Raw genomic sequence first — 18684 nt, forward strand, 5'->3', positions numbered from 1 at the left:
CAGCCTGACATCGAACGGGCTGCCGAGCTGTCATCAGGAGTTGACTTTTCCTACCGACGGGTAACAGACTCGTGTTACCGCTAGTAACATGCACGTACCGCCGCTGGAGGGGACATGGCCGAGTTCACCATGGAGCTCAACGACGAACAGAAGGAGGTCCGGGACTGGCTGCACGGTTTCGCCGCTGATGTCATCCGCCCCGCGGCCGCCGAATGGGACGAGCGTGAGGAGACTCCCTGGCCGGTCATCCAGGAGGCCGCGAAGGTCGGCATCTACTCCCTCGACTTCTACGCCCAGCAGTACTTCGACGCCACCGGCCTCGGCATTCCGATGGCCATGGAGGAGCTGTTCTGGGGCGACGCCGGCATCGCCCTGTCCATCGTCGGCACCGGCCTGGCCGCGGTGGGCGTCCTCGCCAACGGCACCGAGGAGCAGATCGGCACCTGGATCCCCCAGATGTACGGCGACGCGAATGATGTCAAGGTCGCCGCCTTCTGCTCCTCCGAGCCCGACGCCGGTTCCGACGTCGCCTCCATGCGGACGCGCGCCGTCTACGACGAGGCCAGGGACGAGTGGGTGATCAACGGCACGAAGACCTGGGCGACCAACGGCGGCATCGCCAACGTCCACGTGGTCGTCGCGGTCGTCGACCCCGAGCTGGGCTCCAAGGGCCACGCGTCCTTCATCATCCCGCCGAACACGCCGGGCCTGTCCCAGGGGCAGAAGTTCAAGAAGCACGGCATCCGAGCCTCGCACACCGCCGAGGTCGTCCTGGAGGACGTCCGGGTCCCCGGCTCCTGCCTCCTCGGCGGCAAGGAGAGGCTCGACGAGCGGCTCGCGCGTGCCCGGGAGAGGGCCAAGGCGGGCGGCGAGCGCGTGAAGAACGCCGCGATGGCCACGTTCGAGGCGTCCCGGCCCGCCGTGGGTGCGATGGCCGTGGGTACGGCCCGCGCCGCGTACGAGGTCGCTCTCGACTACGCCAAGACGCGTGAGCAGTTCGGGCGGCCGATCATCGACAACCAGGGTGTCGCCTTCCAGCTCGCGGACATGCGGACGTCGATCGACGCGGCCCGTCTCCTCGTCTGGCGCGCCTCCTGGATGGCGGTCAACGGGAAGCCGTTCACCGCGGCCGAGGGCTCCATGTCGAAGCTTTTCGCCAGCGAGACGGCGAAGAAGGTCACGGCCCAGGCCGTGCAGATTCTCGGAGGCAACGGCTACACGCGGGAGTATCCGGTGGAGCGGATGCACAGGGATGCGGCCATCTACACGATCTTTGAGGGGACGAGCGAGATCCAGCGGCTCGTCATCGCCCGGACGCTGTCCGGGATGCCGATCCGGTAACGCCCTGCGGGGAGCTGCGCGAGGCGATCTGCGGGTGCGCCGTGGCTGGTCGCGCAGTTCCCCGCGCCCCTGACTCAGCCACCCGAGCGTCGGCTAAGACGTACTACCACTGCTGTGCGCGATGCACGCCACATCGATACGATCGGCCAGCTTCGCCAGCTCGATCGTCAGTGCGGCGACGGTGTCCTCGTCGAGCCCCTCCGCCCCGGCCTCGACCAGATGCAGCCACCGGCCCCCCAACGTCCGCAACAGCTTGCTCACGTCGGCCGCGGCCACCTGCAAGGTCCCGCGGTCGTCGACGATCAGAGGCAGAGTCACTTCGCGGTTCACACCCGGGATCGTAGCCGCGCAGCGCTCACGCACCGTGCCAAACGGTGGTGATGTTGCAGAACTCCCGGATTCCGTGCCCGGACAGCTCACGCCCGTAGCCCGACCGCTTCACCCCGCCGAACGGGAAGGCCGGGTGGGACGCGGTCATGCCGTTGACGTACACGCCGCCCGCCTCCAGATCCCGGACGAAACGGTCGACCTCGGCACCGTCGCGCGTCCAGACGTTGGAACTCAGCCCGAACGGGCTGTCGTTGGCGATGAGGACCGCCTCGTCGAGGTCGGCGGCCCGGTAGAGGGTGGCGACCGGTCCGAAGGCCTCCTCGCGGTGGATGCGCATCTCGCGGGTGACGCCGGCGAGGACGGTCGGCGGGTAGTACCAGCCGGGCCGGTCGGGGCGCTCGCCGCCGCACAGCACCTGCGCGCCGCTGCGCCTGGCGTCGTCCACCAGCTCCTCCAGGTCGCCGCGCCCCTGCTCGCTCGCCAGCGGGCCGACCTCCGTGTCCTCCGCCAGCGGGTCGCCGACCGTCAGCGCGTTCATCCCCTCGGTGAAGCGCTCGGCGAAGCGGTCGTACACGTCCGTGTGCACGATGAACCGCTTGGCGGCGATGCACGACTGCCCGTTGTTCTGCACGCGGGCCGTCACCGCGACCCGGGCGGCCCGGTCGACGTCCGCGGAGGGCATGACGACGTACGGGTCGCTGCCGCCCAGCTCCAGCACCGTCTTCTTGATCATCTCGCTGGCGGTGGAGGCGACCGCCCGGCCCGCGGGCTCGCTGCCGGTGAGGGTGGCCGCCTTGATCCGCTCGTCGCGCAGGATGTCGTCGACCGCGCCGGAGCCGATGAGCAGGGTCTGGAAGCAGCCCTCGGGGAAGCCGGCCCGGTGGAACAGGTCCTCGAGGTAGAGGGCGGTCTGGGGGACGTTCGAGGCGTGCTTGAGCAGGCCGACGTTGCCTGCCATCAGCGCGGGCGCGGCGAAGCGGACCACCTGCCACAGGGGGAAGTTCCACGGCATCACCGCGAGCACCGGGCCCATCGGCCGGTAGCGGACCAGGGCGCGTGAGGCACCGGAGTCCTTCACATCGGCCTCGGCCGGCTCCTCGTCGGCGAGCAGTTCCTCGGCGTGGTCGGCGTACCAGCGCATCGCCTTGGCGCACTTCGCGGCCTCCGCGCGCGCCTGCTTCACCGGCTTGCCCATCTCGGTGGTCATCACCCGGGCGATCTCCGGCTGGTCCTCGTCGAGGAGGTCGGCGGCCCGGTTCAGCAGCCGGGCGCGCTCGGCGAACGCCGTCGTGCGGTACGTGCGGAACGTGGCCTCCGCGAGCTGGAGCCGGCGTTCGAGCTCCTCCTCGCCCATGGCCTCGTACGTCTTGAGCGTCTCGCCGTTCGCCGGGTTCACCGTAGCGATGGGCATGACCGACCTCCTGGGGACTGGCTGTGCTTCGACCTTCCCGCGCCGCGGTGGGCCCCGCAACGCGTACGCGTCCGCTCAGTCCGAGTGCTCCGCCAGCCGGTCCAGAAACGCGGCCTGGGCCTTCACGATCACCTCGCGCGCCCGGTCCAGGCCGTACCAGGCGACCCGGTCCAGCTCGGGGAACTCCTGCGTCCGCCCGGACCGCGGCGGCCACTCCATGACGAACGTGCCGGGCGCGATCGACGCCGGGTCGAGGTCCGCCTCGACCGCCCAGGCCGTGACGATCTTGCCGTTCGTCTGCCGGACGTCCCCGAGCGGGATCGCCTCGCCGTCGGGCGGCGCCACCCCCAGTTCCTCCTGGAACTCGCGGCGGGCGGCCTCCCACGCCGGCTCGTCGGGGTCGTACTCGCCCTTCGGGACCGTCCACGCCCCGGCGTCCTTCCGCGCCCAGAACGGGCCGCCCATATGCCCCAGCAACACCTCCGGACCGTCATCGGTGTTTCGGAACAACAGCAGGCCCGCGCTGTGCTTCGTGAGCTTCCCCGTCTTCTCCGTCTTGGCCGTCTTCTCTGTCCTGCCCGTCTTCTCCGTCACGGCCGTACCTCCGGGTGCGCGGCGAGCAGGGTCTCCACCGTGTCCGCCTCCTCCGGGCGCTTGTCCTCGCGGTAGCGGACCACGCGGGCGAAGCGGAGGGTGACGCCGGCCGGGTAGCGGGTGGAGCGCTGCAGGCCGTCGTAGGCGATCTCGACGACGAGTTCGGGGCGTACGGTCACCCCCCAGCCGGTGTCCTCGACGGCCAGCTCCTTCAGGCGCTCGGTCTGCCAGGTGAGCATGGCGTCGGTCATGCCCTTGAAGGTCTTGCCGAGCATGGCGAAGCCGCCGTCGGCGGTGCGGGCGCCGAGGTGCAGGTTGGAGAGCTTGCCGGTGCGCCGGCCATGGCCCCACTCGGCGGCCAGGATCACCAGGTCGAGCGTGTGGACGGGCTTGACCTTCAGCCAGGACGCCCCGCGTCGGCCCGCGCTGTAGGGGGCGTCGAGGGACTTCACGACCACGCCCTCATGGCCGCGCAGCAACGTCTCCTTGAGGAACTCCTCAGCCGCCGGGAGGTCCTCCGGGCCGGACACCACCGCCCGGCGCACCCGCATCGGCTCGGGCACCAGCCGGGCCAGCTCCGCGTGCCGCTCGGTGAACGGCAGGTCGAGCAGGTCCCGGTCGTCCACGGACAGCGCGTCGAAGAAGACGGGGGAGACGGGGACGGCCCGTGCGGCCGTGGCCACGTCCACGCGGGAGCCGACGCGGCCCGCGGTCTCCTGGAAGGAGCGGGGCCGGCCGGTGTCGTCGAAGGCGATGACCTCGCCGTCCAGGACGAAGCGGGAACCACGCAACTCCAGTGCGGCGGACGTCAGTTCGGGCAGACGGTCGGTGATGTCGTCGAGGGTGCGGGTGTAGATCCGTACGCTGTCTCCGTCCCGGTGGACCTGGACGCGGATGCCGTCCAGCTTCTCCTCCACCGCGCAGGCGCCGAGTTTGCCGATCGCCTCGGTCACCGAGGACGCGGTGTGCGCGAGCATCGGCAGGACCGGGCGGCCGACGGTGAGCCGGAAGCGGTCCAGGGCCGTCGGACCGTCCGTGAGCAGCGCCTGCGCCACCGTCTGGAGCGAGCCCGCCAGCATCACCGCCCGCCGGACGTCCGGCGACGGTGCCCCGGTCGCCTCCGCCAGCCCTTCCACCGCGACCGCGTCCAGCGCGCCCTGCCGGACCTCGCCGGTGATCAGCCCGAGCAGGAACCGCTGCTCCTCCGCGGTGGCCTCGCCCATCAACTCCCCGACGAGCCGGGCGCGTTCGGCCTGCGAGCCGGTGCCCGACACCTTGCCCAGCTCGGTGAGCCGGGCGTCCACCTCGCGCACGGTCAGACTCGGCGCGTCGGCCGGGGCGACCGGGCGGCTGAGCACCTTCCAGCCGACGCCGAGCCGCCCCTGCGGGAGCCGTCCCGCCAGATACGGGATGACGACCGGCACATCGTCCGGCTCCGCGTCCCGGAAGAGCTCGGCGAGCAGAGCGATCTTGCGGGAGCGCGCCGAGGTGGCGGCGACCTCCCGGGACACATCGGCGAGCCGGGTCAGCAGCATGCAGCCATGGTGCTACGCCGGCGGGCCGACTACACCTGCACCGTCCCTTCCCCGTCCCGGACGGCCGCGTCGAGGTCGCTCATGAGCAGCTCCCCGTTGATCGCGGCCCCGGCCCGGTAGCCGCGGCTCGCCGCGTTGATCACCTGCTCGGCGAATCCGGACGCGTTGCCCGCCGCCCAGAGGCCGGGGACGGTGGTCAGGCCGCGCGCGTCGACCACGGGGTACGTGCCGAACGGCGTCTCGGTCATCTCGGCACCCAGCCGCTCCAGCAGGCCGGTCTGCGGGACCGCCCGGGGCGCCACGAACAGCGTCTCGCGGTCGTGCACCTTCCCTCGCCCGGAGGGGGTGCCCCCAGCGAGCCGGACCCCGGTGAGCCGGTCGTCCTCGACGACGACCCCCGCCACCTCGCCGGGCACCACGTCGACCCGGGCGGCGGCGAGCCGGCGCAGGTCCGCGTCGGACAGCTCCTCCTCGGCGACCGTGTGCAGGAAGAGGATCACGTCCTTCGACCACTGGGTCACCATCAGCGCCTGGTGCACGCTCGACGGGCTCGTGGCGAGCACACCGAAAGCCTGGTCGCGCACCTCCCAGCCGTGGCAGTACGGACAGTGCAGCACGTCCCGGCCGAAGCGCGCGGCGAGGCCCTCGACCGGGGGCAGCTCGTCCCTCAGACCGGTGGCGACGACGAGCTGCCGGGCGCGTACGGTCCGCCCGCCCGCCAGCCGCACGACGAAGTCCTCGCCCTTCGTGGCGTCCACCGCCCGGTCCCGGACGAGCTCCACGCCGTACCGGGCGATCTCCTCGCGGCCGGCCGCCAGGAACTCGGCGGGCGGCATCCCGTCCCGGGACAGGTAGCCGTGCATGTGGGCGGTGGGCGCGTTGCGTGGCTCGCCCGCGTCGACGACCAGGGTGCGGCGCCGGGCCCGGCCCAGGACGAGGGCGGCGGACAGGCCCGCCGTACCGCCGCCGATCACGATCACTTCGTATGTCTCGGTGCTGTTCTCGGTCATGTGTGACCACCTCCACCGCGACAGTGGCCCGCCCTCTGCCGCCTTGACAAACACGTTTGCCGAAACTGCAATGTCCTTCATGAGCGACGACGACATGGACGAGGTCCTCGCGGAGGTCGGTCCGCGGCTGCGGCGCATCCGCAAGGAGCGGGGCGCGACGCTGGCCGGGCTGTCCGAGGCGACCGGCATCTCGGTGAGCACGCTCTCCCGGCTGGAGTCGGGCCTGCGCAAGCCCAGCCTGGAACTGCTGCTGCCGATCGCGCGGGCGCACGAGGTGGCGCTGGACGAGCTGGTGGGCGCGCCGGCGGTGCGCGATCCCCGGGTGCGGACCCAGCCGATGGTGCGGCACGGGCGCACGTACTGGCCGCTGACCCGCCAGCCGGGCGGTCTCCAGGCCTTCAAGGTGCTGGTACCGCAGGCGACGGAGGAGCCGGATCCGCGCACCCACGAGGGCTACGAGTGGCTGTACCTGATGTCCGGGCGGTTGCGGCTGGTCCTCGGCGATCACGACATCGTGCTGACCTCGGGGGAAGCGGTCGAGTTCGACACCCGGGTGCCGCACTGGTTCGGGTCGACGGGGGAGGGGCCGGCGGAGTTCCTCAGCCTGTTCGGACCCCAGGGGGAGCGGATACACGTACGGGCGCGGCCCAAGCGGTCGTGACGCATCTGACTGTTCCCTGATCGGCAAGCGACCGCTTAGTATGCGAGTGACCCCGGTCATCCCGGCCCGGTCGTCCCGGTCGGACAACGCAGTCCCGTGGAGGCTCCGCATGCAGGCATGGCAGGTGCACGAGAACGGCGAGCCGAGCGAGGTGATGCGGCTCCAGGAGGTGGAGCGGCCCACGCCCGGCGAGGGCCAGGTCCTGCTGAAGGTGCGCGCCGCGAACATCAACTTCCCGGACGTGCTGATGTGCCGGGGCCACTACCAGGTCAGGCCGCCGCTGCCGTTCACCCCGGGCGTGGAGATCTGCGGCGAGACCGAGGACGGCCGCCGCGTGATCGCCAACCCCGCGCTGCCGTACGGCGGTTTCGCCGAGTACGCCGTCGCCGACGCCGCCGCTCTCCTTCCCGCGCCCGAGTCGCTGGACGACGCCGAGGCCGCCGCGCTGCACATCGGCTACCAGACGGGCTGGTTCGGTCTGCACCGCCGGGCCGGGCTGGAGGCCGGCGAGACGCTGCTGGTTCACGCTGCCGCAGGAGGGGTCGGCAGCGCGGCCGTGCAGCTCGGCAAGGCGGCGGGCGCCACGGTCATCGGTGTCGTGGGCGGCGCCGACAAGACCGCCGTCGCCCGGGAGCTGGGCTGTGACGTGGTGATCGACCGGCGGAGCGAGGATGTCGTCGCCGCCGTCAAGGAGGCCACCGGCGGCCGGGGCGCCGACGTGATCTACGACCCCGTCGGCGGCGAGGCCTACGCCCAGTCCGCCAAGGTCGTCGCCTTCGAGGGCCGGATCGTCGTCGTGGGCTTCGCGAGCGGCACCATCCCCAGCCCGGCGCTCAACCACGCCCTCGTGAAGAACTACTCGATCCTCGGCCTGCACTGGGGCCTGTACAACACCAAGAACCCGAAGCTGGTCCAGCACTGCCACGAGCAGCTCACCGACCTGGCCGCCCGGGGCGCGATCAAGCCGCTGGTGAGTGAGCGCGTGCCGCTCGACGGGGCCGCCGCGGCGGTCCAGCGGGTCGCCGACGGCGTCACCACCGGCCGGGTCGCCGTCGTACCGTCGCTGGAGAACGGAGCCGCCGCATGACCGTCGACGCAGGCGAACTCAGGCGCCGCACACAGGAGTTGCTGGCCGCGCATCCGCCGGCCACGACCGATCGCCTCGACTTCCTCAGGGCCCGCTTCGACGCGGGGCTCGCCTGGGTGCACTACCCGGAGGGCCTCGGCGGCCTCGGTGTGCCGCGCTCGCTCCAGGCCGTCGTGGACGCCGAGTTGGAGGCCGCGGGCGCCCCCGACAACGACCCGCGGCGCATCGGCATCGGCCTCGGGATGGCCGCGCCGACCATCCTGCAGTTCGGTACGGAGGAGCAGAAGCGGCGCTATCTGCGGCCTCTGTGGACCGGCGAGGAGGTCTGGTGCCAGCTGTTCAGCGAGCCGGGCGCCGGATCCGACCTGGCCGCGCTCGGCACTCGGGCCGTGCGGGAAGGCGACGAGTGGGTGGTCAACGGGCAGAAGGTGTGGACCTCCAGCGCCCACATCGCCCGCTGGGCCATCCTCATCGCCCGCACCGACCCGGACGAGCCCAAGCACCGGGGCATCACGTACTTCGTCTGCGACATGACCGACCCGGGTGTCGAGGTGCGGCCGCTGCGGCAGATCACCGGTGAGGCCGAGTTCAACGAGGTCTTCCTGACCGACGTCCGCATCCCCGACGCCCGCCGCCTCGGCGAGGTCGGCGACGGCTGGCGGGTCGCGCAGACCACGCTGAACAACGAACGCGTCGCCATCGGCGGCATGCGGCTGCCCCGCGAGGGCGGCATGATCGGTCCGGTCGCCAAGGCCTGGCGGGAACGCCCCGAACTGCGCACCCACGACCTGCACCAGCGGCTGCTGAAGCTCTGGGTCGAGGCCGAGGTCGCCCGCCTCACCGGCGAGCGCCTGCGCCAGCAGCTCGTCGCGGGCCAGCCCGGCCCCGAGGGCGCCGGCATGAAGCTCGCCTTCGCCCGCCTCAACCAGGAGATCAGCGGCCTGGAGGTCGAACTCCTCGGCGAAGAAGGCCTGTTGTACGACGACTGGACCATGCGCCGGCCCGAACTCGTCGACTTCACCGGACGCGAGGCCGGCTACCGCTACCTGCGCTCCAAGGGCAACAGCATCGAGGGCGGGACCAGCGAGGTCCTGCTGAACATCGTCGCCGAGCGCGTCCTGGGCCTGCCCGCCGAGCCGCGCACCGACAAGGACGTCGCATGGAAGGACCTCGCCCGATGAGCACGACGAGCACACAGCCCGACCTGCTGTACTCGGAGGAGGAAGAGGCTCTCCGCGCCGCCGTCCGCGATCTGCTCACCGACCACTGCGACGCGGCCGGCGTGATCGCCCGGACCGAGTCGGACGCCCCGCACGACCTGGAGGCGTGGAAGGCCCTCGCCGACGGCATGGGCCTCGCCGGACTCCTCGTACCCGAGGCCAAGGGCGGCCAGGGCGCCACGCATCGCGAAGCCGCCGTCGTCCTGGAGGAGCTGGGCCGCGCGGTCGCTCCCGTGCCCTTCCTGACCAGCGCCGTCGTCGCCACCGAGGCCCTGCTCGCCTTCCCCCACTCTCGGCTTCGCTCGAGCGGGGGGACCCCCATCGCCGACGACCTGCTCGCCGAGCTGGCGTCCGGACGTGCCATCGGCGCCCTCGCCGTCGCGCTGAACGTCCCGGCGGGCGGCGCCTACCCGGTCGTACGCCATGAGAACGGCTCTCTGCACGGGGAGCTGACCGGTGTCGCGGACGCCGCCGTGGCCGACGTACTGCTGGTGCCCGCGGACGACGGCGGGTTGTACGCGGTGCGGTCGGACGCCGTGACCGTCACCCCGCAGGCGTCCCTGGACCTGACCCGTCCGGTGGCGAAAGTCGTCCTCGACGGGGCGCCGGGGCGCCTGCTGGGCGACGCCGAACCCGCCGTACGACGCGCCCTGCGGGCCGGCGCCGGACTGCTCGCCTCCGAGCAGTTCGGGCTCGCCGACTGGGCGTTGACGGAAACCGTGCGCTATCTGAAGGAGCGCAAGCAGTTCAACCGGCCCGTCGGCGGTTTCCAGGCGCTCAAGCACCGGCTGGCCCAGCTGTGGCTGGAGGTCGTCAACCTCCGCGCCGCCGCCCGTAACGCGGCCGACGCGCTGGCGAGCGGCGAGCACGGCGAGGAGGTGGCTGTGGCGGTCGCCGTCGCCCAGGCCTACGCGGCGCCCGTCGCCGTCCGCGCCGCCGAGGAGGCCCTGCAGCTGCACGGCGGTATCGGTATGACGTGGGAGCATCCGGTGCATCTGTACCTGAAGCGGGCCAAGGCGGACTCGATCGCCTACGGCACGGCGGGTGTGCACCGCTCGGCCGTGGCCGAACTGGTCGACCTGCAAGCTCCCTGATCGTCACCTGGTGAAGCCCGCCCCACCTGGGGCGGGCTTTTTCGTGCGCCCGCACCGAAGGAGTGAACAAGGGGCGGCGGGTCGGCCAACTCCTGGCATGTACAGGTTCGTTGGGGCCGGCTTCGTCCCATACTCCCTGTGGTTCCGACCCGCCCCACAGGGAGGCAGAGCATGGCCCTCATCACCCGTCGCAGAGCCCTGACCACCTTCGGCGCCGCGCTCGCGGGCGTGCTCGCCCCGCCGGCCGGCAGCGCGTTCGCCGACGAACAGGACAAGCACCGTCCCCGCCCGTTGTGGCGCGCCCACGCCCACAACGACTACGAGCACCCGCGCCCCCTCCTCGACGCCCTCGACCACCGCTTCGGCAGTGTCGAGGCCGACATCTTCCTCGTCGACGGACAACTCCTCGTCGCCCACGACCCCGTGGACCTCGACCCGGCCCGCACCCTGGAGTCGCTGTACCTCGCGCCGCTCGCCGCCCGCGTCAAGGCCAACCACGGCTCCGTGTACCGCGGTCACCGCACCCCGCTGCAGCTCCTGATCGACATAAAGACCGAGGGTGCGTCCACGTACCTCGAACTCGATCGCCAACTGCGCCGCTACAAGCACCTGTTCACCACCTACGCCCACGGCCGGGTGCACCGCGGACCGGTCACCGCCGTCATCTCGGGTGACCGAGCGGCCCGTGTGCCCATGGCGGCGCAGACCGTGCGCCGGGCCTTCTACGACGGCCGCCTCGCCGATCTCGGCAGCACCGAGGCCTCTTTCGCCTCGCTGATCAGCGACAACTGGACGCTCAACTTCACCTGGCGCGGCGTCGGCGCCTTCCCGGCGGCGGAGCGGGAGAAGCTGCGCACCATCGTCCGGGCGGCGCACGACCGGGGGCAGAAGGTCCGCTTCTGGGCCACCCCCGACGTGGCGGGCCCCGCCCGGGACGCGCTGTGGGGCGAACTCCTCGCCGCCGGCGTCGATTACCTCAACACCGACGACCTGGCCGGCCTGGAGGCGTTCCTCGACGCCCACCGCTCGGCGTAGGCATCGCAGGGACACCACTCGTTCGGAGGACAGGTCAGCCGCACGGACGAACCCTCCGCTACGCCACACTTGCGGCCGAATGCCGCGAAAGCAGACGTGGCGGAGGAGGTTGACGTGGCCGTTTCCATTTCCGTGGTGCTGTTGCTGCTGATCCTGGCGGTGATCTTCCTGCGCAACGGCGGGCTGAAGATCTCGCACGCTCTGGTCTGCCTGCTGCTCGGCTTCTTCCTGGCCGGTACGAGCATGGCCCCCACCATCCACAGCGGCCTCACGGCGACGGCTGACATCGTCGGCAGCCTGCGGCCGTGAGGCCGTGCGGGATCACTGCGTGAAGACGCCGATGCCGTTGGGGACCGGACGCTCGGCACCCCCGGAGGGGTGGTTGCGCACCGTCACCTTGGTGGCGCCCGGCGCCCGGGCGACCAGGGTCGTCGAACCGCCGCCGTCCAGGCTGAAGCCCTCGGTCGCGCCGAGGCTCTTCAGGGCCTTGGCGACCTCGGCGATCGTCAGGCCCTTGCGGTACGCGGGTGCCCCGTCCACCGCGAACAGCAGGACGCGCTGCCCGCCGCTCGAGATGCCCACGGCCGTACGCACGGCCGAGGTCCGCGCGTCCAGCCCCGCCAGCGACTGCCCGCCGGAGAGCACCGGGTAGCCCCCGAGGGCGAAGCGGTACGCGCGCTGCGACGCCGCCGTGAGGCCGTACCGCACCGCGACCCGCTGGCCCTTGACGAACCTCCGCAGACGCTGGGCGCCCGCCTCCCGCCCGACGAGCACCGTGGTACCCGCCGCGATGGCGCCGCTGCCCGGGGTGGCCGAGGCCGACACGACCACGCCCTTCTTCAGCGTCACCTCGTAAGTGCTGGTGCTGCACGGCGCGGCCCGGTCGGTGTCCGTGCCGCAGGTGGCCCGCGCCCGGGAGACGCTGCCCCAGTCGGACGTGTACGCGCCGATGGAGTTCTCCGCCAGCGCGTACTGGTTCAGGCCGCCCAGGGGCAGGCGCCGGCCGAGGGTGCTGACCGACCCGTTCAGCGCCAGGCTGTCCAGCCGGGCCCGCCCGTCGGTGCTGACGCCGACGACGTTCTTCGTGCTGGTGCCCGGCGGCAGTTCGGGCCCGAACCGCTGGGCGTCCGGGACCGCGCCCTTGAGCGCCGCCCCGTTGGTGATCGCCGGGCCCACACTGGCGCCCGTCGCGGCGACGCCCGGGTGCTGGACCTCGGAGATGTTGAAGAAGTCACCGTTGACGCCGGCGACGGCCTTCTGCGCGGTGGCCAGTTGGGAGACGGTGGCGCGGGAGGCCACCTTCCCCGGGTACAGCAGGCCGAGGCGGACGTGGGTGTTCGTCAGGTCGACGCTCAGCACATGCACGTGCGTGGTGCCGGCCGCGGCCGACAGGTCGTACTGACGGTAGGCCACGCCCGCCGCGAGAGTGGTCCAGGTCGCGGCACCGGCCGGTACCGCGCCCACGAGCAGGCCCCCGGCAACCGTGCCGAGGGCCGTCAGAAGCACCAGCGACGTTCTGCGCTTCGTGGACCGTTTTTGATGTCGTGTCACAGACCCCCCTGGGTGGTTCGTGGCCGCAACTTTCTCATGACCTGCGGGGACGGCCGGCGGAGGGGGGTGTGAACACCACGAGAACGAGTGAGAAAGGGGTCGAATCCGGTTGAGTCAAGCGCTGTGGCCAGAGGGATGGTTGACCGGAATCGTGGTCGTACGGTGTGAAATGAGCTGGTGTGTACGGCCGATGGCGGCCCGGGCTCCCAGTCGGCAGCGCCCACGCCGGCGGGTTCCCGCGGGCGGGGCCGGACGACTCGTTCCTGGGGGATCTGTCGTCGCGAGTGAGCGCGGGTGCGGCACGGTCGGCCTCCGGGACAAGCGGGTCAGTCGGCGTGGACAGCGCGGACAGCGCGGACAGGGTGGAGGGGGTGCCGGGGATGCTCGCCGGGAGGCGTACCGGTCAGTCGCCCGGTTTCGTGTGTGACGCACGGGACGGCCGGATCGGGGTACTCGCCGAGGGCTGTGGTCCGACCGGCGGAGGTGACGTGGTGGTGAAGGGAACCGACCGCATCCAGGACCCCTGGGGAGCCCGCACGCCCTACGGGCCCGGCGCCCCCTGGCCCACCCGCACCGACACCCACCTGGCGTCCGGCCTCACCGAGGACGACGTGGACCGCTGGGTGCCCTCGGCGTCCCTGCTGCACTCCAACGGCGACGCCATGGACATCGCCGTACGGGACGGGCGGATCGTCGGCGTACGGGGCCGGGCCGGGGACCGGGTGAACCGGGGCCGGCTGGGGCCCAAGGACCTCTACGGCTGGCAGGCCAACCACTCTCCGGACCGGCTCACCAGGCCGCTGGTGCGCGAGGGCGGGCGACTGGTGGAGACCGACTGGGACACCGCGCTGGACCGGATCGTGACCCGTTCCCGCGAACTGCTGGAGGAGCAGGGGCCGGGAGCCGTCGGCTTCTACACCACCGGACAGCTGTTCCTGGAGGAGTACTACACGCTCGCCGTCCTCGCCCGCGCAGGCATCGGTACCAACCACCTCGACGGCAACACCCGCCTGTGCACGGCCACCGCCGCCGAGGCCCTTAAACAGACGTTCGCCTGCGACGGGCAGCCCGGCTCCTACGAGGACGTCGACCACGCCGACACCATCGCCCTGTTCGGACACAACATGGCCGAGACGCAGACGGTGCTGTGGGCGCGCGTCCTGGACCGGCTCGCCGGCCCCGCACCGCCCACCCTGCTCTGCGTGGACCCGCGCCGCACCCACGTGGCCCGCCAAGCCCACCTGCACCTCGACCCCCGCCCCGGCACGAACGTCGCGCTGCTCAACGCCCTGCTGCACGAAGTCATCCGCACCGACCGGATCGACCGGGCGTACATCGGGCGGCACACTGTCGGCTTCGAGGAACTGGCCGCCGCCGTCGAGCAGTGCACCCCGAAGTGGGCCGCCGAGATCTGCGACGTCCCGGCCGCCGACATCGAACACGCGGCGGAGATGCTCGGCAGCGCCAAGCGGCTGATGTCGACGGTTCTGCAGGGCGTCTACCAGTCCCACCAGGCGACCGCGGCCGCCGTCCAGGTCAACAACCTCCACCTGGTCCGCGGCATGCTGGGCCGCCCCGGCTGCGGGCTGCTCCAGATGAACGGGCAGCCCAGCGCGGAGAACACCCGCGAGTGCGGCGCCGACGGCGACCTTCCGGGCTTCCGCAACTGGCAGAACGACACGCACGTCGCCGACCTCGCCCGGATCTGGAACGTCGCCCCCGAACGCATCCCGCACTACGCGCCGCCCACCCATGCGATGCAGATCTTCCGCAACGCCGAACAGGGCTCCCTCCGCATGCTCTGGATCACCGGCAGCAACCCGGCCGTCTCCCTGCCGGAGCTGTCCCGCATCCGCGCGATCCTCGCCCAGGAACGCCTGTTCGTCGTCGTCCAGGACCTCTTCCCCACCGAGACCGCGCAGTGGGCGGACGTCGTCCTGCCCGCCGCGACCTGGGGCGAGAAGACCGGCACCGTCACCAACGCCGACCGCACCGTCCACCTCTCGGAGAAGGCCGTCGACCCGCCCGGCGAGGCCCGCGCCGACCTCGACATCTTCCTCGCCTACGCCGCCCGCATGGACTTCCGCGACAAGGACGGCGGCCCGCTGATCACCTGGCACGACCCGGAGTCGGCGTTCGCGGCCTGGCAGCGGTGCAGCGCGGGACGCCCCTGCGACTACACGGGCCTGAGCTACGACCGCCTGCGCGAGGCGGGAGGCGTCCAGTGGCCCTGCACCGCCGGAGCCCCCGACGGCACCGCGCGCCTCTACACCGACGGCATCACCTTCGCCGCCCCCGACACGTGCGAGAGCTACGGCAAGGACCTCGTCACCGGGGCGGCGGTGGAGCCCGTCGAGTACCGCTCCCTCAACCCGGACGGCAAGGCCGTCATCAAAGCCGCCGAGTACCTGCCCCCGCACGAGGAGGCCTCCGCGGAGTATCCGCTGCAGTTGATCACCGGCCGGACCGTGCACCACTTCCACACCCGGACGAAGACCGGCCGCGTCCCCGAGCTCAACGCCGCCGCCCCGGACGTATGGGCCGAGCTGTCCCCCTCCGAGGCCTCCCGGCAGGGCCTGTCCGACGGCGACCTCGTGCAGATCACCACGCCGCGCGGCGCGGTGCGCGCCCGGCTGCGGACCACCGTGATGCGCGACGGCACGGTGTTCCTGCCGTTCCACTACGGCTACTGGGACACCCCCGAGGGTCATCGCCCGCCGGACGGCGGCGCCGGCCGGGCCGCCAACGAGACGACGGTCACCGACTGGGACCCGGTCTCCAGGCAGCCCCTGTTCAAAACGGCCGCCGCCCGCGTCACCCTCGTCGCCCGCCGATCCCCCGGTACCGGGGCGACCGGGTCCGGGACGACCGGAGCGGAGGCCACCGGAACACCGGAGGGGAGCCGGACATGACGACCGGAGTCAGCGCGACCCTGCGCGCCCTGCACGACGGCGAACGCTCCCTGGAACGTGACCTGTTGGCCGTGGCGGAGCGCCACCGCACCGACCACGAGGTCCACCACGTCGCCACGGACCTCGCCCGCTGGTCCCGTGAGCACACCGCCCGGCTGGCCGAGACGGGACGCCGCCACGGCCTCGACCTGCCCGGGCCGCCGGACGATCCGGCCCCCGGCGCCCTCGCCGCCCTGCGCGAGAAGACCGCCGAAGCGCTCGGCCGGCGCCCCGCGACGGGCCTGCTCCTCCTGCACGACCTGCGCGACCTCCATCTGGCGGCCGTCCGGAACTCACTGCACTGGGAGATGCTCGCCCAGGCCGCACAGGCCCTGCGCGACGAGGAACTCCTGGAGCTGGTCAGCCGGTGCCATCCGCGGACACTGCGGCAGATGCGCTGGACGAACACGCTGATCAAGGAGCAGGCGCCGCAACTCCTCACCGCCCTCTAGGCGTTCTCAGGAGCGCACCAGAGGCGTGTCCACCAGGTGCTCGGCGAGCAACCGGGCCTGGAGTTGGCCCGTCCGGGCTGACGGGACGTCCTAGTGCAGCTGACGGGACGTCCTAGTGCACGGGATGCTTGCTCAGGATCGACACCCGGTTGAAGGCGTTGATGGTGACCGCCACCCAGATCACCGCCGAGATCTGGTCCTCGGTGAGGACCTCCAGGGCCTCGGCGTAGGCGGCCTCCTGCGCGGCGGCGTCGGACGGGACGGTGGTCGCCTCCGCCAGCGCCAGGGCCGCCCGCTCCAGGGGAGTGAAGAGGCCGGTGTCCCGCCAGGCCGCGAGCACGCCCAGCCGACGCGTCGACTCGCCGGCGCGCAGGGCCGCTTTGGTGTGCACGTCCAGGCAGTACGCACAGCCGTTGAGCTGCGAGACGCGCAGGTTGACCAGTTCCACGACGGAGCGTTCCAGGCCCGCGTCGGCGGCGGTCGCGCGCACGGCCTCGGACGTCTGGACCAGCGCGTGGTAGGCCTTGGGGCTCTGCTTGTCGATGAAGATCCGTCGAGTCATAGTTGAATATAAAACATTCTGGGTGAGGGGTGGCCGGCGGTGAGCAGGGTCGAGGTTCTCACCCCGCGGGACGTACCGCTGGGCGGGCCACGGGCCATGACCGTACGGCGGACGCTGCCGCAGCGTACCCGTTCCCCTGCAGCTGCCATGCCGTCAGGCGTCAGGAGCCGCGTGGACGCGTTCCCCTTCCACGAAGGTCTCCAGGACCCGGGTGGTCGCGATCTCCTCGGGGGGAACCGTGAACGGGTCGCGGTCGAGGACGACCAGGTCGGCCGCCTTGCCGACGACGATGCTGCCGGTGAGGGCGTCGAGGTGGTTCACGTAGGCGCTGCCCGCTGTGTACGCGGCGAGGGCGGCGCCCAGGTCGAGGCGCTGTCCGGGCAGGAACTCGGGGGTGCCCTCGGGCGCGTCGGGGGAGACGCGGTTGACGGCGACATGGACGGCCTGGAGCGGGTCGGGGCTGCTGACCGGCCAGTCGCTCCCCGCGGCGAGCGTCGCTCCGGCGCGCAGCAAATCGCCGAACGGGTACTGCCGGGCGCCGCGTTCGGGGCCCAGGAAGGGCAGGGTGAGTTCGTCCATCTGCGGCTCGTGGGCGGCCCACAGCATCTGCAGGTTGGCGGTGGCGCCGAGGGCCCGGAAGCGTCGTACGTCGTCGGGGTGGACGACCTGGAGGTGCGCGAGGTGGTGGCGCGTGTCGCGGTGCCCGTTGGCGGTACGGGCCGCCTCGACGGCGTCGAGCGCCTCGCGCACCGCGCGGTCGCCGAGGGCGTGGAAGTGGACCTGGAAGCCGAGCGCGTCGAGTTCGGTGACGTACTTCTTCAGCTCGCCGGGTTCGACGAAGCTGATGCCGCTGGTGTCCGAGGCGCAGCCGCAGCCGGTGAGATACGGGTCGAGCATGGCGGCGGTGTGGTTCTCGGCTATGCCGTCCTGCATGACCTTGACCGTGCCGGCGCGGAACCGGCCCCCGCTCAGCTCATCGCGCCGTGCGACGAGTTCCGGGACCTGCTCGGCGCCGCGTTCACGGTCCCACCACAGCGCGCCGACGACGCGGGCGGTGAGCAGCCCCCGGTCCAGGGCGGCGCGGTAGGCGGGTGCCGGGTCGGTCATGTTGGCGTAGGCGCCGACGATGGCGTCCTGCCAGGCCGTGACACCGTGGGAGTGGAGCACGGCCTGGGCGCGCAGCAGGGCGGCCAGTTGCTCCTCGGGGGTGGGATCGGGCACCAGTCGGCCCACGAGGTGGACGGCGCCTTCCTGGAGCATGCCGGTCGGGTTGCCCTCGGCGTCGCGTTCGATGCGGCCGTCGGCGGGGTCGGGGGTGCGGGCGTCGATGCCGGCCCGCTGGAGCGCCCGGGTGTTGACCCAGGCGCCGTGGTGGTCGCGGTTGGGCAGGAAGACGGGCCGGTCGGGGACGATCGCGTCGAGGGCGGCGGCGGTGGGGGCGCCGCCGGGGAACGCCTCCAGGGACCAGCCGCCGCCGGTGATCCATTCGGCATCCGGGTTCTCGTCGGCGTACACCCGGATCCGCCGCAGGTACTCGGCAGGGTCGACGGTGTCGGCGAGGTGGCACAGACCGAGTTCCAGGCCCGCTCCCTGCGGATGGACGTGGGCGTCCTGGAAGCCGGGCAGCAGCAGCTTCCCGGCGAGGTCGACGACCTCGGTGCCCGGCCCGATCAGTGCGTGCACCTCGTCGTGGCCGACGGCCGTGATCCGCCCGCCGTGCACGGCCACGGCGGTGGCGCGGCTGCGGGCGGGGTCAACGGTGTGGACGGGGCCGCCCGTGAAGACGAGATCGGCCGGACCCGTGACCTGTGACTGCGACATGGGGAGTGAACTCCAGGGAGGAGGAACCT

Annotated in this window: 17 protein-coding genes and 1 pseudogene; 10 read left to right on the forward strand and 8 right to left on the reverse strand. The window is 72.1% G+C overall.

All coding sequences use genetic code 11. The features are described from left to right. The first annotated feature begins 114 nt into the window (after positions 1-114). The gene (locus IE263_RS25235) at positions 115-1341 is read left to right on the forward strand and encodes an acyl-CoA dehydrogenase family protein (RefSeq protein ID WP_189940044.1); all 1227 of its coding nucleotides are present in this window, start codon (positions 115-117) and stop codon (positions 1339-1341) included. A 93-nt stretch (positions 1342-1434) separates the two neighbouring features. Here the strand turns inward: IE263_RS25235 and IE263_RS25240 are convergent, their stop codons facing one another. From IE263_RS25240 to IE263_RS25260, 5 genes are all read right to left on the reverse strand, one after another. Continuing rightward, positions 1435-1671, reverse strand: coding sequence for a DUF6213 family protein (locus IE263_RS25240; RefSeq protein WP_189940045.1), 237 nt, complete (start codon positions 1669-1671; stop codon positions 1435-1437). A 25-nt stretch (positions 1672-1696) separates the two neighbouring features. Next, positions 1697-3082, reverse strand: coding sequence for an NADP-dependent succinic semialdehyde dehydrogenase (locus IE263_RS25245; RefSeq protein ID WP_189940046.1), 1386 nt, complete (start codon positions 3080-3082; stop codon positions 1697-1699). A gap of 75 nt (positions 3083-3157) precedes the next feature. Then, the gene (locus tag IE263_RS25250) at positions 3158-3598 is read right to left on the reverse strand and encodes an NUDIX hydrolase (protein WP_229911157.1); all 441 of its coding nucleotides are present in this window, start codon (positions 3596-3598) and stop codon (positions 3158-3160) included. A gap of 74 nt (positions 3599-3672) precedes the next feature. Further along, positions 3673-5211 carry an ATP-dependent DNA ligase gene (locus IE263_RS25255; protein WP_189940048.1) on the reverse strand — a complete coding sequence of 513 codons (1539 nt, stop codon included), beginning with the start codon at positions 5209-5211 and terminating at the stop codon, positions 3673-3675. 29 nt (positions 5212-5240) lie between these two features. Further along, entirely contained in the window at positions 5241-6221 is a 981-nt protein-coding gene (locus IE263_RS25260) for an NAD(P)/FAD-dependent oxidoreductase (protein ID WP_189940049.1), read from the reverse strand. A 79-nt stretch (positions 6222-6300) separates the two neighbouring features. On the opposite strand from IE263_RS25260, the gene IE263_RS25265 reads away from it, so the two are divergent. The 6 genes from IE263_RS25265 to IE263_RS25290 all read left to right on the forward strand — a co-directional run bounded on the left by IE263_RS25265 (position 6301) and on the right by IE263_RS25290 (position 11627). After that, positions 6301-6882: a helix-turn-helix domain-containing protein gene (locus IE263_RS25265; RefSeq protein WP_189940050.1), complete on the forward strand. Its 582-nt coding sequence runs from the start codon at positions 6301-6303 to the stop codon at positions 6880-6882. Positions 6883-6991: 109 nt separating this feature from the next. After that, positions 6992-7969, forward strand: coding sequence for an NADPH:quinone oxidoreductase family protein (locus IE263_RS25270; protein WP_189940051.1), 978 nt, complete (start codon positions 6992-6994; stop codon positions 7967-7969). Then, positions 7966-9150 (forward strand): acyl-CoA dehydrogenase family protein, encoded by a 1185-nt coding sequence (locus tag IE263_RS25275; protein ID WP_189940052.1) that lies wholly within the window; start codon positions 7966-7968, stop codon positions 9148-9150. The genes IE263_RS25270 and IE263_RS25275 overlap by 4 nt, the downstream gene beginning before the upstream one ends. After that, positions 9147-10283: an acyl-CoA dehydrogenase family protein gene (locus IE263_RS25280; RefSeq protein ID WP_189940053.1), complete on the forward strand. Its 1137-nt coding sequence runs from the start codon at positions 9147-9149 to the stop codon at positions 10281-10283. The genes IE263_RS25275 and IE263_RS25280 overlap by 4 nt, the downstream gene beginning before the upstream one ends. A gap of 171 nt (positions 10284-10454) precedes the next feature. Further along, the gene (locus IE263_RS25285; protein ID WP_189940054.1) at positions 10455-11318 is read left to right on the forward strand and encodes a phosphatidylinositol-specific phospholipase C/glycerophosphodiester phosphodiesterase family protein; all 864 of its coding nucleotides are present in this window, start codon (positions 10455-10457) and stop codon (positions 11316-11318) included. Positions 11319-11432: 114 nt separating this feature from the next. Beyond that, complete coding sequence (locus tag IE263_RS25290; protein ID WP_189940055.1) at positions 11433-11627, forward strand: hypothetical protein; 195 nt, start codon at positions 11433-11435, stop codon at positions 11625-11627. Between the two features lie 12 nt (positions 11628-11639). On the opposite strand, the gene IE263_RS25295 is transcribed toward IE263_RS25290, so the two are convergent. Continuing rightward, entirely contained in the window at positions 11640-12869 is a 1230-nt protein-coding gene (locus IE263_RS25295; protein ID WP_189940056.1) for a phosphodiester glycosidase family protein, read from the reverse strand. A 491-nt stretch (positions 12870-13360) separates the two neighbouring features. Here IE263_RS25295 and IE263_RS25300 point away from each other — a divergent pair, with 491 nt between their 5' ends. Further along, a complete protein-coding gene (locus tag IE263_RS25300) occupies positions 13361-15781 on the forward strand; it encodes a molybdopterin oxidoreductase family protein (protein WP_189940057.1) in 2421 nt (806 codons plus the stop codon). Further along, positions 15778-16272 (forward strand): hypothetical protein, encoded by a 495-nt coding sequence (locus tag IE263_RS25305; protein WP_189940058.1) that lies wholly within the window; start codon positions 15778-15780, stop codon positions 16270-16272. The genes IE263_RS25300 and IE263_RS25305 overlap by 4 nt, the downstream gene beginning before the upstream one ends. Positions 16273-16384: 112 nt before the next feature. On the opposite strand, the gene IE263_RS25310 is transcribed toward IE263_RS25305, so the two are convergent. Next, a complete protein-coding gene (locus IE263_RS25310; protein ID WP_189940059.1) occupies positions 16385-16834 on the reverse strand; it encodes a carboxymuconolactone decarboxylase family protein in 450 nt (149 codons plus the stop codon). Positions 16835-16849: 15 nt separating this feature from the next. Between IE263_RS25310 and IE263_RS48755 the strand changes: the two are divergent. Further along, positions 16850-16969, forward strand: a pseudogene (locus IE263_RS48755) (pirin family protein); the annotation flags it as partial. Between the two features lie 18 nt (positions 16970-16987). Here IE263_RS48755 and IE263_RS25315 read toward each other — a convergent pair. After that, positions 16988-18655 carry an amidohydrolase gene (locus IE263_RS25315; protein ID WP_189940060.1) on the reverse strand — a complete coding sequence of 556 codons (1668 nt, stop codon included), beginning with the start codon at positions 18653-18655 and terminating at the stop codon, positions 16988-16990. Positions 18656-18684 lie beyond the last annotated feature (29 nt).

It is taken from the genome of Streptomyces aurantiogriseus (assembly GCF_014649375.1).
Lineage (GTDB): Bacteria > Actinomycetota > Actinomycetes > Streptomycetales > Streptomycetaceae > Streptomyces > Streptomyces aurantiogriseus.